This window comes from Streptomyces sp. NPDC050619, assembly GCF_040654815.1.
In the GTDB taxonomy this organism is placed as follows: Bacteria; Actinomycetota; Actinomycetes; order Streptomycetales; family Streptomycetaceae; genus Streptomyces.
On record NZ_JBFAIR010000019.1, the window covers coordinates 97,160 to 123,507 of the forward strand.

Here is a 26,348-nt window from a genome sequence, read left to right on the forward strand (position 1 = left end):
ATGTTCTCGGGGCGGCGGCGGGGTGTCAGTGGGGCGCCCTAGACTCGGAGAGCGATGAGCAGCCTCTTTGATGACAGCTTCCTGGCGAACCTCCAGGCCCCTCGTGGGCACGCGGAGGAGCCCCCGCCGCCGCCCGACGACGATCACGTACCGGAGTCCGTTCCGGACGATCTGTTCGGCGGAAAGTTCGACGTGCCCCCGGACCGGGACGCCTACTACCGCGACGGCGCCCCGCGCCCGGCGGTGGACGCGGCCGCGCTCCTGGAGGGGCTGAACGACAACCAGCGTGCCGCCGTCGTGCACCACGGCACCCCGCTGCTCATCGTGGCCGGCGCCGGCTCCGGCAAGACGCGTGTGCTGACCCACCGCATCGCCCACCTGCTCGGCGAGCGGCAGGTCCACCCGGGCCAGATCCTCGCGATCACCTTCACCAACAAGGCCGCGGGCGAGATGAAGGAGCGCGTCGAGCAACTCGTCGGCCCGCGCGCCAACGCGATGTGGGTGATGACCTTCCACAGCGCGTGCGTACGCATCCTGCGGCGCGAGAGCAAGAAGCTCGGCTTCACGTCGAGTTTCTCCATCTACGACGCCGCCGACAGCAAGCGCCTCATGGCCCTGGTCTGCCGTGACCTGGAGCTCGACCCCAAGCGCTTCCCGCCGAAGTCCTTCAGCGCCAAGATCTCGAACCTGAAGAACGAGTTGATCGACGAGGAGGACTTCGCCGCCCAGGCCACCGACGGCTTCGAGAAGACCCTCGCCCAGGCCTACGCGATGTACCAGTCGCGGCTGCGCGAGGCGAACGCCCTCGACTTCGACGACCTGATCATGACGACGGTCAACCTGCTGCGCGCGTTCCCGGACGTCGCCGAGCACTACCGCCGCCGCTTCCGGCACGTCCTCGTGGACGAGTACCAGGACACCAACCACGCCCAGTACGCCCTCGTCCGGGAACTCGTCGGCACCTCCGAGCACCCGGTGGACGTACCGCCCAGCGAGTTGGACCTCCCGCCCGCCGAACTGTGCGTCGTGGGCGACGCCGACCAGTCGATCTACGCCTTCCGCGGCGCGACGATCCGCAACATCCTCCAGTTCGAGGAGGACTACCCGGACGCGACGACGATCCTGCTGGAGCAGAACTACCGCTCGACGCAGACGATCCTCTCCGCCGCCAACGCGGTCATCGAGCGCAACGAGTCCCGCCGCCCCAAGAACCTGTGGACCAACGCGGGCGAGGGCGCGCGCATCACCGGCTACGTCGCCGACACCGAGCACGACGAGGCGCAGTTCGTCGCCGACGAGATAGACCGCCTCACGGACGCGCGCGAGGCGAAGGCCGGGGACGTCGCGGTCTTCTACCGTACGAACGCCCAGTCCCGTGTCTTCGAAGAGATCTTCATCCGCGTCGGCCTGCCCTACAAGGTCGTCGGCGGCGTCCGCTTCTACGAGCGCAAGGAGGTCCGGGACGTCCTGGCCTACCTGCGCGTGCTGGCCAACCCGGAGGACTCGGTCCCGCTGCGCCGCATCCTGAACGTCCCCAAGCGCGGCATCGGCGACCGCGCGGAGGCGATGATCGACGCCCTCTCCCAGCGCGAGAAGATCAGCTTCCCGCAGGCGCTGAAGCGCGTCGACGAGGCGTACGGCATGGCCGCGCGCTCCACGAACGCCGTGAAGCGGTTCAACACGCTGATGGAGGACCTCCGTACGATCGTCGAGTCCGGCGTGGGACCTGCGACCGTCCTGGAAGCCATCCTCGAACGCACCGGCTACCTCGCCGAGTTGCAGGCCTCCACCGATCCGCAGGACGAGACCCGGATCGAGAACCTCCAGGAACTCGCCGCCGTGGCCCTGGAGTTCGAACAGGAGTCCGCCGAGGGCGAGGCGGTCGGCGGGCTCTCCGCCTTCCTGGAGCGGGTCGCGCTCGTCGCCGACTCCGACCAGATCCCCGACGAGGACGAGGACGGCTCGGGGGTCATCACCCTCATGACCCTCCACACCGCCAAGGGCCTGGAGTTCCCGGTCGTCTTCCTGACCGGCATGGAGGACGGCGTCTTCCCGCACATGCGCGCCCTCGGTGAGAACAAGGAGCTGGAGGAGGAGCGGCGCCTTGCGTACGTCGGCATCACGCGCGCGCGGGAACGGCTCTATCTGACGCGGTCGTCGATGCGGAGCGCGTGGGGGCAGCCGTCGTACAACCCGCCGTCCCGTTTCCTGGAGGAGATCCCGGCGCACCACGTCGACTGGAAGCGGACCGGTGCCACGGCACCGATGTCCTCGGGTCCGGCGTCCGGCGTGGCGGCCTCGCTGTCGTCGTCCCGCTCCCGCTCGGCGGCCTCGGGCGCCTCCGGCTTCGCCACGCGGCGGACCTCGGAGAAGCCGGTGGTCGCGCTGGCGGTCGGGGACCGGGTGACGCACGACCAGTTCGGGCTCGGGACGGTGGTGGGCGTGAAGGGCACGGGCGCCAACGCCGAGGCGACGATCGACTTCGGGGAGGCGAATCCGAAGCGGCTGCTGCTGCGGTACGCGCCGGTGGAGAAGCTGTAGCGACGGCTGTAGCGACAGCTGTAGCGCTGTAGCGAGAGCTGTGGCGACTGCGCCGGTGGTGAAGCTGTGCGACTGCGGCTAGGAGCGACTGCGCCGGTTGTAAGCGTGTTGCGGGCGGCTTACGTCGGGTCGAGCCCGTGACTCCGCAGCCAGGGAAGCGGATCGATGGCCGAGCCGCCGGACGGCCGTACCTCGAGGTGCAGGTGCGGCCCGGTCGAGTTGCCCGAGTTGCCCGAGTAGGCGATCGGGTCGCCGGCCTTCACCGTCGTACCGGAGGCGACGCGGTAGCTGGCGAGGTGGCAGTACCACGTCTCCGTGCCGTCCTTCGCGGTCACGATCATCATGTTGCCGTAGGCGCTGTTCCACTGCGTCCGGACGGTGCCGTCGGTGACGGCCATCACGGTCGTGCCGTAGGAGACCGGGAAGTCTATGCCGGTGTGGATGGACATCCAGTTGACGCCGGCCTGGCCGAAGTAGGCGCTGAGGCCGCGCTGGGCGACCGGCAGCGCGTACTTGGGGCGCAGCCGCTCCTTGCGGGCCGCCTCCGCGGCCGCCCTCTTCTTCTCGGCCAGTTGCTGAGCCTTGAGGTCGATACGTTCCTGCGTGCGGCTGGCCCGGTCGGCGAAGTCGTCGACGCCGGCGGAGAGGCTCTCCAGCTGGGTGTCCAGCTTGTTGTTCGCGGCGGACGGCTTGACGGCGGTCACGTCCGACGCGGTCGTCGAGGCGGCCTTGCTGTCGTCGGTGAAGGTGCCGACGGACGCGGCGGCGATCCCGGCCACCCCCATCACGCAGGCCGAGGGCACGGCGATGGTCAGCAGCGGGGAGCGCTTGGGGGGCGGACGGCGGCGGGAGCGCCCCGCGCCGCGAGCGGCAGCGCGTGTCGCCGGGGCCGGGGCTGGAGTTGGTGTGGCTTCTTCCCGGTCGCTCAGGAGCGGGGCGACGGATGCGGCGGGCATGACGCCGGTGACGCCCAACTCGTTGTCGTCTGCGGCGGTTTCGTCGTGCGTGACCTGCTCGAAGGTCGCCGTCGCCTGCTGGTCGAGGGACTGGTGGAAGGATTCGGCGTGGGGCTCGTACTCCGCGGCGGCTGCCGAGGTGCCGCCGTCGGAGTTCCACTGCGTGGCGTCGTACGCCCCGGTGTCGAAGGCCTGCGTGCCCCATTCCCAGTGCTGGGTCTGGTCGGCCGGGCATCCTGACTGGTCGGGCTGGAGCCAGGCGCCCGCGTTCCACTGGCCGCTGACGTCGGGGCTCGTGGCCTGCGGCGGGATCACGGAGAGGTGCTGCTGCTCGCCGGTCCAGGCGGTGGTGTCGTACGCGCCGCTGTCGTGGGCGGCGTGGTGCTGGGCCGCGTACGCGTCGTAGTTCAGGGTCTGCTGGCTGCCCGTGGACCACGTCGAGCTGTCGTACGACCCCGTGCCGTCGCCGGGAAGGCAGCCGAAGAGGGGGTCGGCCTCGAAGGTCGGGGTGGCGTTGCCGCCGGTTTCGAAACCTGTGGCGTCGTAGTTTCCGTACGTGGTGAAGTCGCCGTACTGGGCTTCCTGGGTGCCGTATGACGCGTAGGGCGTCGAGGCGGCGTCGGAAGCCGGAGCCGGGGTGGTCATGGTCCCCGACGGGTGACGGTCGTTCACCAACTTCTCTTTCGCCTCGACAACAGGGGCTGGCAGAGCAGTGCGGTGACTGTACCCGGCGGTATGCGGGCGCGACAATCTTCCGCGGGTTTCACGCGCGCGGGAAACGGGCATTCGGCCGTGTTTCGGGGGACTGCGGGCGCGGGTTTGGCTCTGCGTTCGAAGACTGTTCGAAGATGAATGGCTGTCCGAGGGCTGTGGGTCGGCTGTTTCAGCTGTCAGGCCACCGTCAGGCCGCCCGAGTCGGCCGTGGCTTCGGCTGGGGTCTGTTCCGTGTCGAGTACCTGGCGTATCCCGGTCGCGACGGCGGGGTGCACGGGCAGGGCGAGATGCCCGATCCCGCTCACCCGGACGCTCTGCGAGATCAGGTCGGGGTGGTCGACGCAGGCTGTCTCCAGCGGGTCCATCAGATGGTCGAGGTCGCTCCAGAAGCTGACGAAGTGCGTACGGCAGCCGGGTGCGGGCCCGGTCAGCTCCTCGATCAGCTCCGAGCTCGGGCGCATCTGGCGCACGATCGGGTGGGCGTTCGCCAGTGGCACCACTCGGGTGCCGGAGTGCGGGGTGCCGAGTGTCACGAGCGTCCGGACGCGGAAGTCACCGCCCAGGCGCTGGACGTAGTACCGCGCGATCAGTCCGCCCAGACTGTGGCCGACGATGTCGACCTGCTTGCTGCCCGTGCGCTCGCAGATCTCCTCTATGTGCCGGCCGAGCAGCGCGGCCGCGGTGCGGACGTCGCAGGTCAGCGGCGAGTAGTTGAGCGACTCGATCTGCTGCCTGCCGTGCTGGGCGAGATTGCGGCGCAGCAGGACGAAGACCGAGCGGTTGTCGATGAAGCCGTGCAGCAGCACGACCGGGGGCTTGGCCTGCGTGGGCAGCTGGGCCGGGCCGTCGTCGCCGTCGTCCGGTGTGGGGAGCGGGGACACGGGGGCGGCCCGGCGCTCCTGGGTGATGCCGGAGGGATAGAGGAGGAGGTGTCCCGCGAGGATCGTGATCTCCAGGGCGGTCGCCTTGAGAAGGGCCAGCGAGAAACCCGCCAGTCTGCTGGGCAACAGCCGCTGGCAGAAGGGAAGAAAGGGCAGCGTGGCCCCCGTGACCTTCATGGCCGACCTCCTGTCGACACGCGGGAGGACGGCTCTGTCCACCGGGTGCCCTTATGGGAAGTCGCGAGCGAGGTCGTCGACGCGGCGCGAGCGGATCGCCTGGGGCGGGGGTGGCGTGCGGCGCGTGCGCCGATGACGTGGCGAGGCTCCCTGCCGGTGGGACGACGAAGCTCCCCGCTGTCGTGCCTTACCTGCCCTGCGTGCCTTTCGTGCCGACGCCGATACGTCGCACCGCCGCGGCGCGTGGCCTGCGGCGCGGCGGTGCGACGACCTCGTTGCGGCTCCCGAACGTGTCCCACCGTGTGATTTCCCCCTCGGTATCCACCGCGAAACTGCCGGGTGCGGGATGCTGGCAATAACGTTCGTTCACTTTCCCGGCCGGTGCGGTACTTGTGGGTACAGATGAATGGAGTCGCTTCATGGAGGCAGTGATGGGTATGGCAGCCGGTCCGATCCGCGTGGTGGTGGCCAAGCCGGGGCTCGACGGCCACGATCGCGGGGCCAAGGTGATCGCGCGGGCGCTGCGCGACGCGGGTATGGAAGTCATCTACACCGGACTCCACCAGACGCCCGAGCAGATCGTCGACACCGCGATCCAGGAGGACGCCGACGCGATCGGCCTGTCCATCCTCTCCGGGGCGCACAACACGCTCTTCGCGGCCGTCATCAAGCTGCTCAAGGAGCGCGACGCGGCGGACATCCTGGTCTTCGGCGGCGGGATCATCCCCGAGGGGGACATCGCTCCGCTGAAGGAGAAGGGCGTCGCGGAGATCTTCACGCCGGGTGCCACCACGGCGTCGATCGTGAACTGGGTGCGGGCGAATGTACGACAGCCTGCGGGGGCGTAGCCGCTGCGCTGGGCTGGGGCGGCCGTTGCCTGGGGGCTCCGCCCTCAGGCCCCCAGTTCCTCCTGCATCGCCGCCCGCAACCGCAACGTAGTGACAAGTCGCTGGAACGCCTCCGCCCAGTAGCCCCCGGCTCCGGGGCTCGCGTCCTCCGGCTCGTCCGGTACTGCCATCAGCCCGTTGAGGCGGCTCGCCTCGGACGGGTCGAGGCAGCGTTCCGCCAGTCCCATCACTCCGCTGAAACTCCATGGGTAACTCCCCGCGTCCCGTGCGATGTTGAGCGCGTCCACCACGGCCCGGCCCAGTGGTGTGGCCCATGGCGCCGCGCACACTCCGAGCAGTTGGAACGCCTCGGACAGACCGTGGGCCGCGATGAATCCGGCGACCCACTCGGCCCGTTCTGCGGCGCCCAGGGTGGCGAGCAGCTTGGCCCGCTCGGCCAGGGACACCGCACCGGGGCCGCCGGCCTCGGGGGCGCCGGGCGCTCCGAGGAGGGCTCGCGCCCACCCCGCGTCCCGCTGCCGCACCGCCGCCCGGCACCACGCCGCGTGCAGTTCGCTGCGCCAGTCGTCCGCCACCGGTAGCGCCACGATCTCCTGAGGGGTACGGCCGCCGAGCCGCCCCGGCCAGGTGCCCAGTGGTGCCGCCTCCACCAACTGGCCGAACCACCACGACCGTTCGCCCCGCCCGGCGGGAGCCTTGGGTACGACGCCGTCGCACTCCATGCTCGTGTCGCACTCGTGGGGCGCCTCGACCATGAGGGTCGGTCTGTCCCGCGTGTGGTCGACGGCCACGCACGCCCCGGCCCGCACCGCCATCCGCGCGGCGAGCGCCGAACCGGGCAGCGCCGACAGCAACTCCGCGGCCGTCGCCCGGACATTGCGGCTCCGGTCGGTCAGTGCCTGTTCCAGGAACGGCTCGTCGTCCGCGGCCAGGCCCGTCCGGAGTGAGTCGAGGAACATCAGCCGGTCCTCGGCCCGCTCCGTCGCCCAGGTCGTCGCGAGCAGTTCGCGGGCGGCGGCGGGCTCGCGGGCGCGGATCGCGGCGAGCAAGGCGACCCGCTCGGCGAACAGCCCTTCCTGCCACAACTGCTGAATCCCGCCGATGTCATCGAGGTCCGGCAGCGCCGTCCCTCCGCCCGGTGTCGCACGCAGGGCGAACCGCCAGTCCGGGTTCAGCCGGGCGAGCCACACGGCACGGGGTCCCGCGAAGGCCAGCGCCGCCGGCCGCAGGTCCGTACGCCCCCGGGCCGCGTCCAGGAGCGCGGGCAGCATCTCGGGGGGTGCGGCGAAACCGCGGGCGTTCGCCGTGGCGAGCCACTGCGGCAGCAGCTCCATGAGGTCCGGCGCGGTACTTCTGCGGCCACCGCCGCCGGAGCCGGGGCGGTCGGCCAGCAGCATCGCCAGTCGGCGGGCTGCCGCGCCGGGCAGCGGCGGGCGCGAGTCCTCGGCTGCCGGTTCCGGACGCCGAGCAGCCCGACCCGGCCGCAGACCGGCCCGCCGTCGTACGGTCTCCACGGCCGCCGCGTCCAGCAGGGTCAGCGGCGCCTCGCGGCCAGGCGCGCAGCCCGGCGGGGTGCGCCGCTCCGTCCCGAGCAGTGCCGCTGTGACGAGTTCCTCCCAAGCGCCCGGCGCGGGCGAATCCACCAGAGCAGAGGTCTTGTTCATGCGGTTCCTTTCCCTTCCTCTCCGTGTCCTCGCCGTGCCGTGCCTGGAAGTGGTTGAAGGGGCACTCGGTTCGGGTGTCCGGTGGGGCAGGACATATACGTGGGTTGAGGGAGAGCGGGTGGATTGTCGGTCGGTGGTGCCTGGCGGGTCAGCACAGCGACACCGCCTCGCCCGCCCCCTCCGGCCAGGCAGTCAGCGGGGTGAACCCCCGATGGCCGCACTCGCCGAAGACCTTGACGGGACTGCCGCCCGAGAGGGCGACGAGCCGCCACAGGCCCGGACGGGAACGGGCGACGGGGGTGAGGGGCAGCGCCGTGTCCCCGTCGGCGTCCGCCAGCTGCCAGCCGTCGCCGTCCAGGGTCGCGTCCGGGGTCGGTATGACCCGGTCCAGCGTCACCGGGACCGAGTCCAGCCAGGGGTCCTCCCGGAGGGCATCGCCGTAGCGGGCGGCGGCCTGGGCCGTGGTGAGCCCCGGTGGCCGTATCGCCGCCGGAGCGGGCGGGGCGAACTGCTCGCCCAGAGCCGCGCGCGGCTGCCCGGCGCCCGGGTAGGCGGACACCTCCGCATCCAGGGCCAGCCCGACCGGCAGCGCCAGCTCCGGTGCGCGGCCGGCTGCCCCGTAGGACAGGAGCAGTGCCGTACGGTCCGATCCGGCGCCGTACAGCCATGTCCGGCGGGTCGTCAGACGCGCGTCCGACGTGTCGTACTGCGCCAGGACCAGCCAGTGGTCCCGCATCGGCGGGCCGTCCGCCGAGGCGGTCAGGCCGATGCGGGAACGGACCGTCGCCGCCAGGCCGTCGGGCAGCCGCTCGCGGCGCAGCCAGGCCCGGTCGAGGAGATGGAGGAGGGCGCACTCCTCCAGCAGGCGCACCGGCCAGCCGGGCCCGGATGACGGGATCGCACCCAATTCCCTTGCTCGGCCTGCCAGTCCGGAGGCCTGCGCGTCGACCATGCGAGCCGCCGTCTCCTCCCACAGCCCGTACCCCGCCTGCTCCGCGCCCGCCAGGCCGCCGCGCAGCAGGTCGGCCAGCCGCTGCTCCAGCTCCGTCGCCCCGGCGGTGATCCGCTCGGCCCGGCGCTCCGCCCTGCGCCGCGCCGCCTCGAGATCACCGGAGCCGGACGGGGAACCGGCCGCCTCCGCCGTCCGTTTCCCCGTCGCCCGCTGCCCTCTCCCCGCTATCCACTGCTCGGCCCACTCCGGCGGTTGCCCCGGCGGCACCGCGCCGTCCTCGCCCGCCCAGAGCAGCAGCAGCCCGAGCGCGTGTTTGCACGGGAACTTGCGGCTCGGGCAACTGCACCTGTACGCCGGGCCGGACGCGTCCGCGATGTCGACGACCGTCTGATACGGCTTGCTGCCACTGCCCTCGCACAGCCCCCACACCGTCCCTTCGCCGGACCGGCCCGCCTCGGACCACGGCCCGGCCGCGCCGAGTTTGCTTCCCGCTTTGCGTGATGCGGCGTCAGGCGCCAGTGACAGCACCTGATCCGCGCTCCAGCGCACCCCCTGCTGAGTCATGTCATCGAAGGTAGATCCCACCACTGACAATCGGCCTCGCCAGCGCGTTTGCGCAGGTCAGATCGCATTGTCAGTGGCGTGGTGCACGGTGGACACCAGATCTGAACCGGCCGAGCTGGAGGGGGCCTCAGCCATGTCTGTGTCCGTAGATTCGACGACCGTAGCTTCGACGTCCGCAGCTTCGACGTCCGTAGACCCGGCGTCCGTAGACCCGATGTCCGTGGAGGTGCGCGAGGCGGAGTCGGCCGAGGCGTTGCGGCCGCATGCCGAGGGCGCGTTCGCCGGTGAACTCCTCGCGCTCGCCGCGCAGGACGATCGCCCGCGCCCGGCCCGCTGGAAGCTGTCGCCGTGGGCCGTCGCCACCTATCTGCTCGGCGGCACCCTGTCCGACGGCACGGTGATCACGCCGAAGTACGTGGGCCCGCGCCGTCTCGTCGAGGTCGCCGTCACCACGCTCGCCACCGACCGGGCCCTGCTCCTGCTCGGAGTTCCCGGCACGGCGAAGACCTGGGTGTCCGAGCACCTGGCCGCGGCGGTCAGCGGCGACTCCACGCTGCTGGTGCAGGGCACGGCCGGCACCCCGGAGGAGGCGATCCGGTACGGCTGGAACTACGCGCAACTGCTCGCGCACGGCCCGAGCCGCGACGCCCTGGTCCCCAGCCCGGTGATGCGGGCGATGGCGGAGGGGATGACGGCCCGCGTCGAGGAGCTGACCCGCATCCCGGCCGACGTACAGGACTCGCTCATCACGATCCTGTCGGAGAAGACGCTGCCGATACCGGAGCTGGGCCAGGAGGTGCAGGCGGTCCGTGGCTTCAACCTGATCGCCACGGCCAACGACCGCGACCGCGGGGTCAACGACCTGTCCAGCGCCCTGCGCCGCCGCTTCAACACGGTCGTGCTGCCGCTGCCGGAGAGCGTCGAGGCCGAGGTCGACATCGTCTCGCGCCGGGTCGACCAGATCGGCCGCTCCCTCGCCCTGCCGGCCGCGCCGGACGGCTTCGAGGAGATCCGCCGCGTCGTGACGGTCTTCCGCGAGCTGCGCGACGGTGTCACGTCCGACGGCCGCACGAAGCTGAAGTCGCCCAGCGGCACGCTGTCCACGGCCGAGGCCATCTCCGTCGTGACCAACGGCCTCGCGCTGGCGGCGCACTTCGGCGACGGCGTGCTGCGGGCCGGCGATGTCGCGGCGGGCATCCTCGGCGCCGTCGTCCGCGATCCGGCGGCCGACCGGGTCATCTGGCAGGAATACCTGGAGGCGGTCGTCCGCGAACGCGACGGCTGGAAGGACTTCTACCGGGCCTGTCGGGAGGTGAGCGCATGAGCGACACGGAGTGGGGACGCCGGCGCGGGCACCCGACGGCGGGTGGCGGGACGGCGGGTGGCGGGACGGCGGTCGCTCATCGCCAGGTCTGCGTGCTGCTCGACGACGACTACGACGACTACGACGATTTCGACAACGACTTCGACGATGGCTATGACGATGCGAAGTGGCCTTGGCGGCGAGGGGGGATGGTGTGACAGGCGCTGAGGAGTCCGGGGGCCAGTGGCCCGGGGCGGGGCCGCTGCTGCTCGGGGTGCGGCACCACGGGCCCGGTTCCGCGCGGGCCGTGCGGGCGGCGCTGGACGTCGCCCGGCCGCGCGCCGTGCTGATCGAGGGACCGCCCGAGGCCGACGCCCTGATCCCGCTGGCCGCCGAGGAGGACATGCGGCCGCCGGTCGCGCTTCTCGCCCATGCCGTGGACGAGCCCGGCCGCTCGGCGTTCTGGCCGCTGGCCGAGTTCTCCCCGGAGTGGGTCGCGATCCGCTGGGCCCTGGAGCACGACGTCCCGGCCTCCTTCATCGACCTGCCGGCCACGCACACGTTGGCGTGGGGGAGGGACGTGGAGACGGAGGCAGGGGTTCCGTCGTCCGGGGCTGAAGACGCCGACGTGCCCGCGGGAGGCGATGAGGTCGGGTCCACCGTCGATGTCCGTGTCGATCCGCTGGCCGTGCTGGCCGAGGCCGCCGGGTACGACGACCCGGAGCGCTGGTGGGAGGACGTCGTCGAGCACCGGGACGGAGGAGAGGGGGACGCGTTCGCGCCGTTCACCGTGCTCGAAGAGGCCATGGGGGTGCTCCGGGAGACGTACGGGAGCGGGGGCCAGGACCGGGATCTGGTGCGGGAGGCGTTCATGCGCCTCCAGGTGCGGGCGGCACAGCGCCGGTTCGGGGACGCTGTCGCGGTGGTGTGCGGGGCCTGGCACGTGCCCGCGCTGCGGCGGAGGACCACCGTCGCCGCCGACAAGGCGCTGCTGAAGGGGCTGCCCAAGGTCAAGGCAGACATGACCTGGGTGCCGTGGACGTACCGGAGGCTGTCGCGGCACAGCGGGTACGGCGCGGGGATCGACTCCCCGGGCTGGTACGGGCACCTGTTCGGGGCGCCGGACCGGCCGGTCGTGCGGTGGCTGACCAAGGTGGCGGGGCTGATGCGCGAGGAGGACCGGCTCGTGTCCTCGGCGCACGTCATCGAGGCCGTGCGGCTGGCCGAGACCCTCGCCGCGATGCGGGGCCGCCCGCTGCCCGGCCTGAGCGAGACGACCGACGCGGTGCGGGCGGTGATGTGCGAGGGCTCGGACGTCCCGCTGGCGCTGGTGCACGACCGGCTGGTGGTGGGGGACGTGCTGGGGGAGGTGCCGCGGACGGCGCCGGCGGTGCCCTTGCAGCGGGACCTCGACCGGATCCAGCGCCGACTGCGGCTCAAACCCGAGGCGCTGGAGCGGGAGTTGGAGCTCGACCTGCGCAAGGACACCGACGCCGAGCGCAGCAGGCTGCTGCATCGGCTGCGACTGCTCGGCGTGGAGTGGGGCGAGCCGATTGCCTCGCGCGGCAGCACGGGCACGTTCCGGGAGACCTGGCGGCTGAGGTGGGAGCCCGAGCTGGCCGTGCGGGTCGCGGAGGCCGGGGTGTGGGGGACGACCGTGCCGGCCGCGGCGACCGCCAAGGCGGAGGCGGACGCCGTCGGGGCGCAGGGCCTGGCCGACGTCACGGCGCTCGCCGAGCGCTGCCTGCTGGCCGAACTGCCGGACGCGCTGCCCGCGGTGATGCGGATCCTCGCCGACCGGGCGGCCCTCGACGCGGACGTCGGCCATCTCGCCCAGGCCCTGCCCGCCCTGGTCCGCTCCCTGCGCTACGGCGACGTGCGGGGCACGGACACCGGGGCGCTGACCGAGGTCGCCGCGGGCCTCGCCGAGCGGATCTTCGTCGGCCTGCCCCCGGCCTGTGCGGCGCTCGACGCGGACGCGGCCGAGGAGATGCGGGGCCATGTCGACGCGGTGCATGGGGCGGTGGGCTTGCTGGGGGATATTCGCGACGCCCGTGAGCCGGGCGAGGCCGGCGACATACAGTCGGGCGACGCCGGCGACATACACAAGCCTCACGGGATCTCCGCGCCCGCCCCTGCGCGTGGTGCCCTGCGTGATCGCTGGCACGCGGTGCTCGGGGTGTTGTCCGGGCGGGACACCGTGCCCGGGGTCGTCCGGGGGCGGGCTGTGCGGCTGCTGCTGGACGGCGGGGAGTTGGCGCAGGACGAGGCGGCACGGCTGATGGGGCTCGTGCTGTCGCCGGGGACGCCGCCGGGGGACGCGGCAGCGTGGATCGAGGGCTTCGTCGGCGGCGGCTCCGGCGGCGGAATGCTGCTCGTGCACGACGAGCGGCTGCTCGGTCTGGTCGACGCCTGGCTGACCGGCGTGCCGGCGGAGGCGTTCACGGACGTGCTGCCACTGCTGCGGCGTACCTTCTCGGCGTATGAGGCGGGCGTGCGCCGGACCTTGGGGGAACTGGTCCGACGCGGACCGGGGCAGCGGGGGAATGCGGCGACCGTCGGGTCCGGCATACCTGGCTTCGCGCCCGAGCTCGACATCGCGCGCGCGGACGCCGTGGTGCCGGTGGTGCGGCTGTTGCTCGGACTGGACGGCGACGGCGACGGCGACCAGGAGAGCGCCGATGACAACGACCTTGTGGGGGTGGGCAGATGACGGCCGACGTGACGAACTTGACCGCTCCGGCAGACCCGGCGCAGGAGCGGCTGCGGCGCTGGCGGCTCGTCCTCGGGGGCGACACGGCCGACGGCACCGGGTGCGCGCTGTCCGGGACGGACACCGCGATGGACGGGGCGCTGGCCGCGCTCTACGGGAAGGGGGACAAGGCACAGGCGGGGCGGGACCGTTCGGCGGGGCTGGGGGCGTCGGCGCCGGCCGTGGCGCGCTGGCTCGGGGACATCCGGACGTACTTCCCGTCCTCCGTCGTACAGGTCATGCAGCGCGACGCCATCGACCGGCTCGGACTGTCCACGCTGCTCCTCGAACCGGAGATGCTGGAAGCCGTGGAGGCCGACGTGCACCTCGTCGGCACGCTGCTCTCCCTCAACAAGGTGATGCCGGAGACGACCAAGGAGACCGCACGGGCCGTGGTGCGCAAGGTCGTCGAGGACCTCGAGAAGCGGCTCGCCACCCGCACCCGGGCCACCCTCACCGGCGCCCTCGACCGCAGCGCCCGCGTCAGCCGGCCGCGCCACCACGACATCGACTGGAACCGCACGATCGCGGCCAACCTCAAGCACTACCTGCCCGAGTACCGGACGATCGTGCCGGAGCGGCTCATCGGGTACGGGCGGGCCTCGCAGTCCGTGAAGAAAGAGGTCGTCCTCTGCATAGACCAGTCGGGATCGATGGCGGCGTCCGTCGTGTACGCGTCCGTGTTCGGGGCGGTGCTGGCGTCCATGCGGTCGATCGACACGCGGCTCGTCGTCTTCGACACGGCGGTCGTCGACCTCACCGACCAGCTGGACGACCCGGTCGACGTCCTGTTCGGCACCCAGCTCGGCGGGGGCACGGACATCAACCGGGCGCTCGCGTACTGCCAGTCGCAGATCACGCGGCCCGCGGAGACGGTGGTCGTGCTGATCAGCGACCTCTACGAAGGAGGCATACGGCAGGAGATGCTCAAGCGGGTCGCGGCGATGAAGGCGTCGGGGGTGCAGTTCGTGACGCTGCTCGCCCTGTCCGACGAGGGGGCACCCGCCTACGACCGGGAGCACGCGGCCGCGCTCGCCGCGCTGGGGGCACCCGCCTTCGCCTGCACGCCCGACCTGTTCCCGGAGGTGATGGCGGCGGCGATCGAGAAACGGCCCCTTCCTGTACCGGACACCGCGTGAGGGCCTGGGGAGCGGGGCCGGCGCAGGCCGGGGACTGGCGACTTGTCGACCCATTGACGACGACGTGGGGCAGCAAAAGGGACATGAGTACGCATCGGTAACGGGGGGCTTGCGCAACCTCGGGAGTCCCGTGCAAGGATCAGCGCCTGTCTGCGGTGCGCCGCGCTCCGCTTGCCGCGTGCCGCGCACATCGTTCCGCCGCACGGGAGGACCCTCCCCGCCTTGATCCTGCCAGCCGCCTTTTCCGGTGCCGCTCTGCGCGTGACGCGTACGGCGGCCGGACGGCGTGCGCTGCAAGTGGTGGTCCTGGTGGGCGGGTTGTTCGCGCTCGGCTTCCTCTTCGGGGGGCAGGCGCAGGCGGCCGACGGTGCGGTGTCGTCTGCGACGAGCTCCGCGGTGGCGACGAGCTCCGCGGCTTCGGCATCGGCGTCCGCGACGAGTTCCGTGGCTTCGACGGTCGGTCAGGCGGTGAACGCTTCGGGCGGGCGGAAGGCCGAGAGCGGTACTGCCGAGTCCGGTGGTCCCCCAGTCGATGCCCGTCCAGTTGATGCCCGTCCAGTTGATGCACGGCAGCCGGAGGTCGGCAAAGCGCTGCGGCCCGTGACCGAGCAGGCCGTCCAGTCAGTGGCCGTGCGTGTCGTGCAGCCGGTCGGGGTCGGTGACCTCGTGCACAAGGTGACGGCTGGGCTGGCCGACGTGGAGGCGAAGGCGCCGCCGTTGCCTTCGCTGCCCAGCCCACCCGACTCCCCGTCCCTACCGGGCCTGCCCGGCCTGCCCGCGCTTCCGGTGCAGACGCTGCCGCTCCCGGTCCCGGTTACGCCCGCGCCGCAGCCGGGCTCGTCGGCGACGTCCCCGACGACGAACGAACAGGCCCCCGAGGGGCTCTCCACCACGGCAACGCCCCTTACCCACGGCACATACGGACCGCGTTTCGCCGCCGCTCCCGCCATCGCGACCGGCGTCGCGGCGCACATGTCCACGCACCGGGCCGCCCCCGTCTGGCACGCCCCCGCGCATCAGGCGCCCGGTGATCCGGGTGGTGCGCTGAGCGGCAAGGCGGCGGTCGACACCGGTACGTCGCGGCATGGCGACGCACACGCCGTCACGTTCGACCACCGGGCGCCCTTGCGGCTTGTGCCCGGCGCCGCGGCGCGTGTTGACGCGGACGGCATTCGGGACAGGCACCGGGACATTCCCGTTTCCCCCGCCTAGGCCAGACCCTCTCTCCTCCCGCCGTAGACCTGCCTTGCGCGGGGGCGGAACAGGTCTGCCCTTCCCTCCGGACCCGATCCGGAGTGTCCCCAAGCCTTCCCAGGCCTTCCCAAGTCCCGCAGCTCCCAAGGAGCTCCGGAACTCCCGAGGATCTAAGGATCTGACGCACGCCATGAACAAGAACATCCGCCGTTCCATCGTGATAGCCGCCGGTGTCACCGGCGCGTGGGCACTCGGCTCCGCCGTGGCCAGCGCGGACGAGCTGCCCGCGTCCTCCCTCTCCGTATCGGACCCGACGACCGACACAGTGACCGACACAGCGGCCGACGCAACACCCGGCACCACCATCGAAGCGACCACCGAAGCGACCACCGAAGCGACCACCGGCCTCTCCGACACCCTCGGTACGGTCACCGGCGCGGTCGACGGCGTCGTCTCCGGCGTCCAGAGCACCACGACCGACACGACAGGCACCGGCACCCCTACCGGCACCGCCGAGCAGGCCCGCCGTTACGTCGATGCGAAGGTCACCGTCCCGAAGGCGTCCAAGGTGAAGGGCGCCGCGGCCATCCAGGGCGCGAAGGCCGCCCGGGCGGCGCAGGCCAAGGCCGCCGGCACCGTCGACGGGACCGCCACCGCCGCCCGGTCCGCCGTCTCCGACACCGGTGTCGGCACCGACACCCCGCAGGACGGGATCGACCACCTCTTCGGTCCCCTCTCCGCCTTCGCGCCCGAGGTCGAGCAGCAGCAACTCGCCGGCACCGTCGCCGGCGTCCCCGGGACGGTCACCCCGGTCGTCGAGCAGACCGCCGGCGCGGTCGTCCCGCCGGCCGCGAACACGGCCGTGCACGGCGTGACGCCGGTCGCCGGTGGTGCGGTCGCCGGGGTCGAGCAGACCGCCGGGTACAGCGTCGAGGCCGCGACGGCGATGGCGTACGGGGTCGCCGCCGAGGTGCGGCCCGTCGCCGGGGGTGTCGTCCAGGGCTTGCCGCCGGTCGCCACCGGTGTCGTCGGGCAGGTCGCCGAGGACACCACGGGCGCCGTCCTGCCTCCCATGGCGAACACCGCTGTGCAGGGCGTTGGGCCCGTCGCCGGGCAGGCCGTCACGGATGCGGGCGGGCTGGCGTACGGCGTGGTCGGTGACGTGGAGCCCTTCGCGGGCGGGGCCGTCGGCTCCGTGTCGCCGCTCGCGTACGGCGTGGGCGGTCACACGAGCGATCTGGCCTACGGCGTCGTGGGCGAGGTGCAGCCGTTCGCCTACGGGGTCACCGGTGCCGTCCAGCCCCTCGTCGACACCGTCACCGAGACCGTCCGGCCCGTCGTGCGGGGCGTCGGCGGCAGCGCCACGGCGCTGGCGTACGGCGTCAGCGGTGACGTCACGCCCTTCGCGGGCGGGGTCGTCGGCGAGGTCGCTCCCTTCGCGTACGGCGTCGCCGGCCAGGTCGCTCCCCTCGCAGCGGACCTGACCGGGACGGTCCAGGGCGCGGCGGGCCCGCTCGTCGGCAACGCCGTCACCGGCGTCGAGGGCGTCGCCGAGTCGATCACCCCGGACTACGCGCAGAACCTGCACTACGGCAGCACATACAGCGTCTGACCGACGTCCGACCGACGTCCGACCGAACCGACTCCGTGAGGCGACAGGTCCTGGACGGCCGAAAGCCGTCGGTCTGTCCGGCCGAAACCTCGCGGACGGGACGGAGGGTCCCCATTGGGGTGGGGACCCTCCGTCCCGGAGCCCCGGGGCCGCCTGTTTGTGCCCCTTCGGGGCTGTTCAAGGGACCTCACCGGGTCAACCCCAGCCCGGTGAGGTCCTTCACTCGCGGCACGCCGTGCCAGAGAACGCGGCATCATGTGACAGGTATCACCGCTCAGGTGTGACCCGCGATTTAGAGGCCTCCCGCAAGCAGAGATAACCTGCGAGACGGACATGCCGCGCGCTCGGACACCGTGTGCGCCTCCCTAGTGACAGATGTGACAGCGGACGTCACGTTGCCCTTCGCGGCACGCCCACGCATCAACGAACCGCGAGATCACTGATAGGGACGGAAGCGCGTGGACCTGTTCGAGTACCAGGCGAGGGACCTCTTCGCCAAGCACGATGTACCGGTGCTGGCCGGTGAAGTCATCGACACGCCTGAGGCGGCCCGCGCAGCCACTGAGCGTCTCGGTGGCAAGTCCGTAGTCAAGGCCCAGGTGAAGGTCGGCGGGCGTGGCAAGGCCGGCGGCGTGAAGCTCGCCGCCACTCCGGACGAGGCCGTCGCCCGTGCGACGGACATCCTCGGCATGGACATCAAGGGCCACACGGTCCACAAGGTGATGATCGCCGAGACCGCTCCGGAGATCCTGGAGGAGTACTACGTCTCCTTCCTCCTCGACCGTGCCAACCGCACCTTCCTCTCCATCGCGTCCGTCGAGGGCGGCATGGAGATCGAGGAGGTGGCGGTCGAGCGCCCCGAGGCCGTCGCCAAGACGCCGATCGACGCCAACGTGGGTGTGACCCCCGAGAAGGCCCGCGAGATCGTCGAGGCCGCGAAGTTCCCGGCCGAGGTCGCCGACAAGGTCGTGAACGTCCTCGTCACGCTGTGGAAGACCTTCATCGCCGAGGACGCGCTCCTCGTCGAGGTCAACCCGCTGGCCAAGGTCGCCTCCGGTGACGTCATCGCCCTCGACGGCAAGGTCTCCCTGGACGAGAACGCCGAGTTCCGTCAGCCGGAGCACGAGGCGCTCGCGGACAAGGACGCGGCCAACCCGCTCGAGGCCGCCGCCAAGGAGAAGAACCTCAACTACGTCAAGCTCGACGGCGAGGTCGGCATCATCGGCAACGGCGCGGGTCTCGTCATGAGCACCCTGGACGTCGTCGCGTACGCCGGTGAGGCGCACGGCGGCGTCAAGCCCGCCAACTTCCTCGACATCGGCGGCGGCGCCTCCGCCGCGGTCATGGCGAACGGCCTGGAGATCATCCTGGGCGACCCGGACGTCAAGTCCGTGTTCGTCAACGTCTTCGGCGGCATCACCGCGTGCGACGAGGTGGCCAACGGCATCGTCCAGGCCCTCAAGCTCCTCGCGGACCGCGGCGAGGAAGTCACCAAGCCGCTGGTCGTCCGCCTCGACGGCAACAACGCCGAACTGGGTCGCAAGATCCTCTCCGACGCCAACCACCCGCTGGTGCAGCGCGTGGACACCATGGACGGCGCGGCCGACAAGGCCGCCGAGCTCGCGGCTGCGAAGTAAGGAAGAGGGACTAAGACAGCCATGGCTATCTTCCTCAACAAGGACTCCAAGGTCATCGTCCAGGGCATGACCGGTGCCACGGGCATGAAGCACACCAAGCTCATGCTGGCCGACGGCACGAGCATCGTCGGTGGCGTGAACCCGCGCAAGGCGGGCCAGTCCGTCGACATCGACGGCAACGAGATCCCGGTCTTCGGCACGGTCGCCGAGGCGATCGAGAAGACGGGCGCGAACGTATCCGTCCTCTTCGTGCCGCCGGCCTTCGCCAAGTCCGCCGTCGTCGAGGCGATCGACGCCGAGATCCCCCTCGCGGTCGTCATCACCGAGGGCATCGCGGTCCACGACTCGGCCGCGTTCTACGCGTACGCCGTCTCGCAGGGCAACAAGACCCGGATCATCGGCCCGAACTGCCCCGGTCTCATCACCCCGGGCCAGTCGAACGCCGGCATCATCCCGGGCGACATCACCAAGCCGGGCCGCATCGGCCTGGTCTCGAAGTCCGGCACGCTGACCTACCAGATGATGTACGAGCTGCGGGACATCGGCTTCTCGTCCGCCGTCGGCATCGGTGGCGACCCGGTCATCGGCACGACCCACATCGACGCGCTCGCCGCGTTCGAGGCCGACCCCGACACCGACCTGATCGTCATGATCGGTGAGATCGGCGGCGACGCCGAGGAGCGTGCGGCGGACTACATCGCGAAGAACGTGACGAAGCCGGTCGTCGGCTACGTCGCGGGCTTCACCGCGCCCGAGGGCAAGACGATGGGCCACGCCGGCGCCATCGTCTCCGGCTCCTCCGGCACGGCCGCCGCCAAGAAGGAGGCCCTCGAGGCCGCCGGCGTCAAGGTCGGCAAGACGCCGACCGAGACGGCGAAGCTGGCGCGGGCCATTCTCGGCAATTAAGTACAGCTTGGCCGGCTGACGCACCGCCCAACAGAAAGGGCCCGCACCCCTCACCCGGGGTGCGGGCCCTTCCGCATGCACCGCACGCACCGCATGCACCGCGTGCTCAGCGCGCCTGCGGCACCAGCCTCTCCGGCCCGCTCACCGTCTCCTCCCGCAGCTTCGCCCGCAGTTCCCGCTCCCTCTCCGAGAGGGACCCCGGCGCCACCCGGGGCGGCACTCCCCGCACCTTCTCGCCCGGCGGGACCGGTGGTTCGTAGTGGGTCGGTGCCGTCCGCAGGGTGAGTGCGGTGGAGCCGATCAGGGCGACCGTGCAGGCGATGGCGGCCCGGGTCCAGAAACGGGCCCGCCGCTCGCTGCCGGTCCGTACCGTCGGCGGCTTGGCGGCACGCAGCCGCTGCATGGAGGCCAGTTCGGCCAGCCGCAGATGGAGCCGCGCCGGGTCGGACAGCTCCGGCAGCCGCGCGGCCACCGCCTCCCGCGCGTGCAGCAGCCGGTTCGCGGTCGCGGGGGTGCTCGCCTCCGTCTCCGCCGCCGTCTCCGGCAGATCGAGGCCGACACCGTCGTACAGCAGGAGTGTGCGGCGCTGCGGTGGCGGGAGTTCCAGGAGGACGTCCAGCAGCGCGCGGTCGGCGGCTTCGGCCGGTGGCGGCTCGGGGTGCCGGTGGCGCGGGCGGAAGCGGTGCCAGGGGGAGAGGGCGTACTCGTACGCCGTCGCCCGCACCCAGCCCGCCGGGTCGCGGTCGCGGGCCACCTCGGGCCAGCGCTGCCAGGCGAGTTGGAAGGCCCGCTCCACCGACTCCCGGGCCAGCTCCCGCCGCCCGGTGAGCAGGTACGCCTGCCGGACGAGGGCGGGCGCGCAGAACGCGTACAGCGTGTCGAAGGCCTGAGCGGGTGTCAGGGCCGGCTGGACCCTCGCGGGCTCTGGTGCGGGTGCGGGTGCCTGTTCCGCTTCGGGTGACGGGGCTTTCGTTCGTACGGGACTGTCGGCGCCTTCGCTCGCGAGCTCGGCCAGCAGGCTCGCGTAGGCCTCCCGATTCCGGCCGCGCGGTGTCGTCCGGCCGGTCTCCCACGCGCGTACCGTCGAGGGGGCGACACCCACCCGCGCCGCGACCTGAGCCTGCGTCAACGACCGGGCCTCACGCAGGCGTCGGCGTTCCTTGGGCGGGGGGAGCGGGGTTGCGGGGCTCTGCGTCACCGGTCGCCCCTTCGCGCGAAAAGGTACATAGTCATATATTGAGCGACACATCGGGGGTTCGCCTGTTACGACGAGAAAGCGCGTGTCGTTGGGAGCATGACGGTCGTGAACCAGATGACCGTTCGCCGACCGCCGTTGTCGTCCCTGCCCACCCGGATGCGCGACCGATCGCCAGGAGTGGCCGCCGGCTTCCTGGGCGGTGCCGTCGCCGCCGGTCTGGGGCTCGCCTCGTTCGCCGTACTCGTGACGCTGCTGTGGATCAGCTCGCCGTATCCCGACAGCGGACCGGGCGGCGCGCTGCACGTCGCGGCGGCGCTGTGGCTGCTGTCGCACGGCGTCGAACTCGTCCGCACCGACACGCTCTCCGGTGTCCCCGCACCCGTGGGCGTGACACCGCTGCTGCTCCTCGCACTGCCGCTCTGGCTGGTCCACCGGGCGGCGCGGGACGCGGTGGACGGGCGCGGGGGCGGGGAAGGAGAAGGTTTTGCGGGTGCCCGGGAGTCCGTGGGGCCGCCGTCCGTCCCCGGCTGGACCGCGTGGACAGGGGTCGTCCTCGGCTATCTCGCCGTCGGTACGGCCGCCGCGCTGTATGCCTCGGGCGGTGCGCTGCGGCCCTCGTGGGGCTGGGCGGGCGGGTGCCTGCCGCTGACGGTGGCGGGCGCGGCCGGGGCGGGCGTGTGGACGGCGTACGGCCGCCCGCGCGCGGCCGTGGACGGCGCGCTGGTCCTGCTGCCGACGGGGGTACGGCGGCGCGTCCTCGGCCCGGATGCGCGCGAACGCCTCGGCATCGCCGCGCGGGCCGCCGCAGCCGGGGCGGCGATGCTGATCGGGGGCGGGGCACTGCTGCTGGCCTGGTCGCTGGTGTGGCACGGCGGGACGGCGCGAGGGTCCTTCCTACTGCTGACGGAGGGGTGGTCGGGCCGGTTCGCGGTCCTGCTGCTGTGCCTCGCGCTCGTGCCGAACGCGGCGCTGTGGGCGGCGGCGTACGCACTCGGCCCCGGCTTCACCCTGGGCCTCGGCCATTCCGTGGGCCCGCTGTCCTCGGCCCACGCCCCCCTGCTGCCGCCGTTCCCCCTGCTGGCGGCGGTACCGGACGCCGGGCCGGGCACGCCGCTGAACTGGGCGGCGGGGTCGGTCCCGGTGGCGGCCGCGGTGACCGTGGGGTGGTTCACGGGGCGGCGGGCATGTGGAGAGCGCGGTGGGGCGCGTTTCGGTGGCGGGCCGGCGGTGGCTGTGTGGTCGCGGGGGCGGACGGTCGGGACAGCGGGGCTCGCGGCCGTTCTGTGCGCGGCCCTGGTCGCCGTCCTCGCCGCGCTGTCGGGCGGGCCGCTCGGCGTCGCCGCGCTCACCAGGTTCGGGCCGGTGTGGTGGCAGACGGGAGGCGCGGCGCTGCTGTGGACCGCGGCGCTGGGGATCCCGGCGGCGCTGGGGCGGCGGGCGTGGGGATGCCGGGGAGGTGCGGGGCGTGCGGCGAAGCCGGGCGAGCGGCGGGCGGGGACGCCGAGGGAGGCCCGGGTGGACTTTGCCGTGCCCTACGGCGACGCCTTCGCGGACGACAGCGGCAGCTGGAGCGGCACCGGCACCGGCACCGGCAGCAGCAGGGGCACCGGCACCGGCAGCAGCAGGGGCACCGGCACCGAAACCGACACACATCCCGACACCCATTCCGACACCGATGCCGATCCCGACTTCGAGCCGTACGACTTCCTGCCCGCCGAGCCCCCCGAGACCGCGCAGACGCCCTGGCGCGACGCCGACGCCGCTCTGGAGGCCCTCGAGGCCCGCTGGGCGGCGCTGAAACAGGCGCCCACGGAGCCGCTCCGGCCGCCGCAGGAGCCGCCGGAGCCCACGTCAGCTCCCTGAGGAGCCACGCCGGCCGCCGGCTCCCCCGAGGCCTAGCTGTTCGCGCCCAGTACTCCCCGCAGCTCCTCCGGCAAATGCCGTGAGCAGGACTGCTTCGCCTCGTTCGTCAGGGCGTCGCTCGTGCAGGTGTAGTAGTCGCTGTAGACCATCTTCGCCGTGAAGCCCGCGGCGACCAGGGCGATGGCCAGGGACGCGGTGACCAGGCCGGTGATCGCCGCCGTGGTCTGGGGGCGGCCGTTGTCCGCAGGGGCCGGGGCCGGGGCGTCCGGGTCGGGGGTGCGGGGCTTGATGCGCAGGGAGCTGATGGACCAGTACAGGGCCAGCGCACCGAGCAGCAGTGCCACGTACGGCCAGCTGAACAGGGCGAAGAAGAAGGCCCACATGCCGCTCAGCAGGGCGAACCGCGCGCGCCGCTGAGCCGGGTCGGTCGGGTCCCAGCGCGGGTTCGTGCCGGGGCCGCCACCGCCCGGTCCCTCGGGGCCGGTCCCCGGGCCGCCGCCCGGGCGCTCGCCGAAGCCGCCGGGGGAGCGGCCGGGCTGCTGGTCGCTCCATTGGCTGCCCCACGGGGAGTTACCGCCGTCGCCCTGCCCGCTCTGCCCGCCCTGGGAACCGTCGGATCCCTCGCTGCCCTTGCCGCCGCCCGCCGGGTGGCGAGGCTGCCAGGGGCGGTCCGGGGCGCCCTCCGGCGGCGGGGCGAAGGGATTGTCGTCAGCAGTCGGAGTCGGAGTCGGACTAGGAGCCGGAGTCGAGGGCGGAGCCGGAGCCGGTGTCGGGGCCTGAGCCGGAGCCGCTCCGCCCTGTCCGTCGCCGTCCGTCTTCCCCGACGGCGCGTCGGGCGGTGAGGCTGGGCGCTCCCGCAGCAGCACGCCGCGGCGCTCCCCTCCCTGCACCGACTGCGGGGGGAGCGTGAGGAGTCGCAGGCTGCGGTCCGGCATCAAGTGAGCGTCTTCCCTTGGTGGATACGACTGGTACGGCGTGAGCTCTCACTGCGTGAACGCACCGCACACCGACCGCGTTCCCGAGCCCCGCTCCTCGCAGACGCTACCGTCCGGCCACGCCCCCGTCCCGTGGGGGCCGTCCAGTGTGCCGGTATCGTTGCTGACGGTCGGCTGCTTCGTAGACTTCCCCGTATCCCAGGGCGCGAAGCATTCGTATGAATGTACAAAAATGTACAAAGCTGAAAGCTGAATCCATAGAGCGCCGGCCGTGCAGAACCCGCTCCCCCGAGAAAGGGCCCCGCCGTGGCCGCCAAGCCCGTGGCCAAGCGCCTCGTCGTGCTGGTATCCGGATCCGGTACGAACCTTCAGGCGCTGCTCGACGCCATCGCGACCGCCGGCCCCGAGGCGTACGGCGCCGAGATCGTGGCCGTCGGTGCGGACCGCGAGGGCATCGAAGGTCTCGCCCGCGCGGAGCGCGCCGGGATCCCCACCTTCGTGCGCAAGGTGAAGGACTACGTGAACCGGGAGGAGTGGGACGCGGCGCTCGCCGAGGCCGTGGCCGCCCACGAGCCCGATCTCGTCGTCTCCGCCGGGTTCATGAAGATCGTGGGCAAGGAGTTCCTCGCGCGCTTCGGCGGGCGGTTCGTGAACACGCATCCCGCCCTCCTCCCCAGTTTTCCCGGAGCCCACGGCGTGCGCGACGCACTCGCGTACGGCGCCAAGGTCACCGGCTGCACCGTCCACTTCGTCGACGACGGCGTCGACACCGGGCCGATCATCGCTCAGGGCGTGGTCGAGGTCCGGAACGAGGACGACGAGAGCGCTCTGCACGAGCGCATCAAGGACGTCGAGCGAAGGCTGCTCGTCGAGGTCGTGGGGCGGCTCGCCCGCAACGGCTATCGCATTGAGGGACGAAAGGTAGTTATCCAGTGACCGCCGAGAGCAACAAGCGGCCCCTTCGCCGGGCACTCGTCAGCGTCTACGACAAGACCGGCCTCGAAGAGCTGGCACGCGGGCTGCACGAGGCCGGTGTCGAGCTGGTGTCGACCGGTTCCACCGCCGCCCGCATCGCCGCCGCCGGCGTACCCGTCACCAAGGTCGAGGAGCTGACCGGCTTCCCGGAGTGCCTGGACGGCCGCGTCAAGACCCTGCACCCGAAGGTCCACGCGGGCATCCTCGCCGACCTGCGGCTCGAGGATCACCAGCGGCAGCTGCGCGAGCTGGGCGTCGAGCCGTTCGACCTCGTGGTGGTCAACCTCTACCCGTTCCGCGAGACCGTCGCCTCGGGTGCCACGCCTGACGAGTGCGTCGAGCAGATCGACATCGGCGGTCCCTCGATGGTCCGGGCCGCCGCCAAGAACCACCCCTCGGTCGCCGTCGTCACCAGCCCCGCCCGCTACGACGACGTCCTCTCCGCGGTCAAGGACGGCGGCTTCGACCTCGCCGCCCGCAAGCGGCTCGCCGCGGAGGCGTTCCAGCACACGGCGGCGTACGACGTGGCGGTCGCGAGCTGGTTCGCGAGCTCCTACGCCCCCGTCGACGACTCCCAGTTCCCCGACTTCCTCGGCGCCACCTGGGAGCGCGAGAACACCCTCCGCTACGGCGAGAACCCGCACCAGCCCGCCGCGCTCTACGTGGACGGCACGGGCGGCGGCCTCGCCAAGGCCGAGCAGCTGCACGGCAAGGAGATGTCGTACAACAACTACACGGACACGGACGCCGCCCGCCGTGCCGCGTACGACCACGACGAGCCGTGCGTCGCGATCATCAAGCACGCCAACCCGTGCGGCATCGCGGTCGGCGCGGACGTCGCCGAGGCGCACCGCAAGGCACACGCGTGTGACCCGCTGTCGGCGTTCGGCGGGGTCATCGCCGTCAACCGGCCGGTGTCCAAGGAGATGGCGGAGCAGGTCGCCGAGATCTTCACCGAGGTCATCGTCGCGCCCGACTACGAGGACGGCGCGCTGGAGGCCCTCACCAAGAAGAAGAACATCCGCGTCCTGAAGGCGTCGAACGGCCCCTCCAACCCCGTCGAGATCAAGGCGATCGACGGCGGTGGGCTGCTCCAGGTGACGGACCGCCTCCAGGCGGAGGGCGACGACCCGTCCCACTGGACGCTGGCGACGGGCGAGGCACTCACCGCGGCCGAACTCGCCGATCTCTCCTTCGCCTGGAAGGCGTGCCGGGCGGTCAAGTCCAACGCGATCCTGCTCGCCAAGGACGGCGCCTCGGTCGGCGTCGGCATGGGGCAGGTCAACCGCGTCGACTCGGCGAAGCTGGCGGTGGAACGGGCAGGCACGGAACGCGCTGCCGGTTCGTACGCCGCCTCGGACGCCTTCTTCCCCTTCCCGGACGGCCTGGAGATCCTCACCGAGGCCGGCGTCAAGGCCGTGGTCCAGCCGGGCGGTTCGGTCCGCGACGAACTGGTCGTCGAGGCCGCGAAGAAGGCAGGCGTGACGATGTACTTCACGGGGACGCGGCACTTCTTCCACTGAGCCTGAGCCTGAGG

19 protein-coding genes are annotated in these 26,348 nt (G+C 72.1%); 13 read left to right on the forward strand and 6 right to left on the reverse strand.

Annotated elements, in window-relative coordinates; translation table 11 throughout:
- Positions 1 to 54 precede the first annotated feature (54 nt).
- Positions 55 to 2,541 carry a DNA helicase PcrA gene (gene pcrA, locus AB0I77_RS28825; RefSeq protein WP_363285632.1) on the forward strand — a complete coding sequence of 829 codons (2,487 nt, stop codon included), beginning with the start codon at positions 55 to 57 and terminating at the stop codon, positions 2,539 to 2,541.
- 119 nt (positions 2,542 to 2,660) lie between these two features.
- On the opposite strand, the gene AB0I77_RS28830 is transcribed toward pcrA, so the two are convergent.
- A complete protein-coding gene (locus AB0I77_RS28830; RefSeq protein ID WP_363285736.1) occupies positions 2,661 to 4,142 on the reverse strand; it encodes a M23 family metallopeptidase in 1,482 nt (493 codons plus the stop codon).
- A gap of 245 nt (positions 4,143 to 4,387) precedes the next feature.
- Positions 4,388 to 5,269, reverse strand: a complete 882-nt coding sequence (locus tag AB0I77_RS28835; RefSeq protein WP_363285633.1) for an alpha/beta fold hydrolase — start codon at positions 5,267 to 5,269, stop codon at positions 4,388 to 4,390.
- A 431-nt stretch (positions 5,270 to 5,700) separates the two neighbouring features.
- Here AB0I77_RS28835 and AB0I77_RS28840 point away from each other — a divergent pair, with 431 nt between their 5' ends.
- Positions 5,701 to 6,117 (forward strand): cobalamin B12-binding domain-containing protein, encoded by a 417-nt coding sequence (locus tag AB0I77_RS28840; RefSeq protein ID WP_363285737.1) that lies wholly within the window; start codon positions 5,701 to 5,703, stop codon positions 6,115 to 6,117.
- A gap of 44 nt (positions 6,118 to 6,161) precedes the next feature.
- Here the strand turns inward: AB0I77_RS28840 and AB0I77_RS28845 are convergent, their stop codons facing one another.
- The gene (locus AB0I77_RS28845) at positions 6,162 to 7,781 is read right to left on the reverse strand and encodes a DUF5691 domain-containing protein (protein WP_363285634.1); all 1,620 of its coding nucleotides are present in this window, start codon (positions 7,779 to 7,781) and stop codon (positions 6,162 to 6,164) included.
- Between the two features lie 148 nt (positions 7,782 to 7,929).
- Entirely contained in the window at positions 7,930 to 9,297 is a 1,368-nt protein-coding gene (locus AB0I77_RS28850; protein WP_363285635.1) for an SWIM zinc finger family protein, read from the reverse strand.
- A 214-nt stretch (positions 9,298 to 9,511) separates the two neighbouring features.
- Here AB0I77_RS28850 and AB0I77_RS28855 point away from each other — a divergent pair, with 214 nt between their 5' ends.
- The 8 genes from AB0I77_RS28855 to sucD all read left to right on the forward strand — a co-directional run bounded on the left by AB0I77_RS28855 (position 9,512) and on the right by sucD (position 19,840).
- Entirely contained in the window at positions 9,512 to 10,621 is a 1,110-nt protein-coding gene (locus AB0I77_RS28855; protein WP_363285636.1) for an AAA family ATPase, read from the forward strand.
- Positions 10,618 to 10,818: a hypothetical protein gene (locus tag AB0I77_RS28860; protein ID WP_363285637.1), complete on the forward strand. Its 201-nt coding sequence runs from the start codon at positions 10,618 to 10,620 to the stop codon at positions 10,816 to 10,818. Before AB0I77_RS28855 ends, AB0I77_RS28860 begins: the two co-directional genes overlap by 4 nt.
- The gene (locus AB0I77_RS28865; RefSeq protein ID WP_363285638.1) at positions 10,815 to 13,313 is read left to right on the forward strand and encodes a DUF5682 family protein; all 2,499 of its coding nucleotides are present in this window, start codon (positions 10,815 to 10,817) and stop codon (positions 13,311 to 13,313) included. The genes AB0I77_RS28860 and AB0I77_RS28865 overlap by 4 nt, the downstream gene beginning before the upstream one ends.
- Positions 13,310 to 14,491 (forward strand): VWA domain-containing protein, encoded by a 1,182-nt coding sequence (locus AB0I77_RS28870; protein ID WP_363285639.1) that lies wholly within the window; start codon positions 13,310 to 13,312, stop codon positions 14,489 to 14,491. Before AB0I77_RS28865 ends, AB0I77_RS28870 begins: the two co-directional genes overlap by 4 nt.
- A 222-nt stretch (positions 14,492 to 14,713) precedes the next feature.
- Positions 14,714 to 15,703: a hypothetical protein gene (locus AB0I77_RS28875; protein WP_363285640.1), complete on the forward strand. Its 990-nt coding sequence runs from the start codon at positions 14,714 to 14,716 to the stop codon at positions 15,701 to 15,703.
- Between the two features lie 172 nt (positions 15,704 to 15,875).
- Complete coding sequence (locus tag AB0I77_RS28880; protein ID WP_363285641.1) at positions 15,876 to 17,297, forward strand: hypothetical protein; 1,422 nt, start codon at positions 15,876 to 15,878, stop codon at positions 17,295 to 17,297.
- Positions 17,298 to 17,755: 458 nt separating this feature from the next.
- Positions 17,756 to 18,934 (forward strand): ADP-forming succinate--CoA ligase subunit beta, encoded by a 1,179-nt coding sequence (sucC, locus tag AB0I77_RS28885; RefSeq protein WP_363285642.1) that lies wholly within the window; start codon positions 17,756 to 17,758, stop codon positions 18,932 to 18,934.
- A 21-nt stretch (positions 18,935 to 18,955) separates the two neighbouring features.
- A complete protein-coding gene (gene sucD / locus AB0I77_RS28890) occupies positions 18,956 to 19,840 on the forward strand; it encodes a succinate--CoA ligase subunit alpha (RefSeq protein ID WP_363285644.1) in 885 nt (294 codons plus the stop codon).
- Positions 19,841 to 19,946: 106 nt separating this feature from the next.
- Here sucD and AB0I77_RS28895 read toward each other — a convergent pair whose 3' ends face one another.
- Positions 19,947 to 21,038 (reverse strand): helix-turn-helix domain-containing protein, encoded by a 1,092-nt coding sequence (locus tag AB0I77_RS28895; protein WP_363285645.1) that lies wholly within the window; start codon positions 21,036 to 21,038, stop codon positions 19,947 to 19,949.
- A 96-nt stretch (positions 21,039 to 21,134) separates the two neighbouring features.
- On the opposite strand from AB0I77_RS28895, the gene AB0I77_RS28900 reads away from it, so the two are divergent.
- On the forward strand, positions 21,135 to 22,901 hold the full coding sequence (locus AB0I77_RS28900; protein WP_363285646.1) for a DUF6350 family protein: 1,767 nt from the start codon (positions 21,135 to 21,137) through the stop codon (positions 22,899 to 22,901).
- Positions 22,902 to 22,933: 32 nt separating this feature from the next.
- Here the strand turns inward: AB0I77_RS28900 and AB0I77_RS28905 are convergent, their stop codons facing one another.
- Positions 22,934 to 23,836: a hypothetical protein gene (locus AB0I77_RS28905; RefSeq protein WP_363285647.1), complete on the reverse strand. Its 903-nt coding sequence runs from the start codon at positions 23,834 to 23,836 to the stop codon at positions 22,934 to 22,936.
- Between the two features lie 306 nt (positions 23,837 to 24,142).
- Between AB0I77_RS28905 and purN the strand changes: the two genes are divergently transcribed.
- Together purN and purH are read left to right on the forward strand one after the other, a co-directional pair.
- A complete protein-coding gene (purN, locus tag AB0I77_RS28910) occupies positions 24,143 to 24,772 on the forward strand; it encodes a phosphoribosylglycinamide formyltransferase (protein ID WP_363285648.1) in 630 nt (209 codons plus the stop codon).
- The gene (gene purH, locus AB0I77_RS28915; RefSeq protein ID WP_363285649.1) at positions 24,769 to 26,334 is read left to right on the forward strand and encodes a bifunctional phosphoribosylaminoimidazolecarboxamide formyltransferase/IMP cyclohydrolase; all 1,566 of its coding nucleotides are present in this window, start codon (positions 24,769 to 24,771) and stop codon (positions 26,332 to 26,334) included. The genes purN and purH overlap by 4 nt, the downstream gene beginning before the upstream one ends.
- The last annotated feature ends 14 nt before the right edge of the window (positions 26,335 to 26,348 follow it).

Bases quoted from the DNA above. Each gene is read 5' to 3' on its own strand.
- pcrA (WP_363285632.1), top strand. From the start codon at position 55: ATGAGCAGCCTCTTTGATGACAGCTTCCTGGCGAACCTCCAGGCCCCT.
- AB0I77_RS28830 (WP_363285736.1), bottom strand. From the start codon at position 4,142: ATGACCACCCCGGCTCCGGCTTCCGACGCCGCCTCGACGCCCTACGCG.
- AB0I77_RS28835 (WP_363285633.1), bottom strand. From the start codon at position 5,269: ATGAAGGTCACGGGGGCCACGCTGCCCTTTCTTCCCTTCTGCCAGCGG.
- AB0I77_RS28840 (WP_363285737.1), top strand. From the start codon at position 5,701: ATGGGTATGGCAGCCGGTCCGATCCGCGTGGTGGTGGCCAAGCCGGGG.
- AB0I77_RS28845 (WP_363285634.1), bottom strand. From the start codon at position 7,781: ATGAACAAGACCTCTGCTCTGGTGGATTCGCCCGCGCCGGGCGCTTGG.
- AB0I77_RS28850 (WP_363285635.1), bottom strand. From the start codon at position 9,297: ATGACTCAGCAGGGGGTGCGCTGGAGCGCGGATCAGGTGCTGTCACTG.
- AB0I77_RS28855 (WP_363285636.1), top strand. From the start codon at position 9,512: ATGTCCGTGGAGGTGCGCGAGGCGGAGTCGGCCGAGGCGTTGCGGCCG.
- AB0I77_RS28860 (WP_363285637.1), top strand. From the start codon at position 10,618: ATGAGCGACACGGAGTGGGGACGCCGGCGCGGGCACCCGACGGCGGGT.
- AB0I77_RS28870 (WP_363285639.1), top strand. From the start codon at position 13,310: ATGACGGCCGACGTGACGAACTTGACCGCTCCGGCAGACCCGGCGCAG.
- AB0I77_RS28880 (WP_363285641.1), top strand. From the start codon at position 15,876: ATGAACAAGAACATCCGCCGTTCCATCGTGATAGCCGCCGGTGTCACC.
- sucD (WP_363285644.1), top strand. From the start codon at position 18,956: ATGGCTATCTTCCTCAACAAGGACTCCAAGGTCATCGTCCAGGGCATG.
- AB0I77_RS28900 (WP_363285646.1), top strand. From the start codon at position 21,135: ATGACGGTCGTGAACCAGATGACCGTTCGCCGACCGCCGTTGTCGTCC.
- AB0I77_RS28905 (WP_363285647.1), bottom strand. From the start codon at position 23,836: ATGCCGGACCGCAGCCTGCGACTCCTCACGCTCCCCCCGCAGTCGGTG.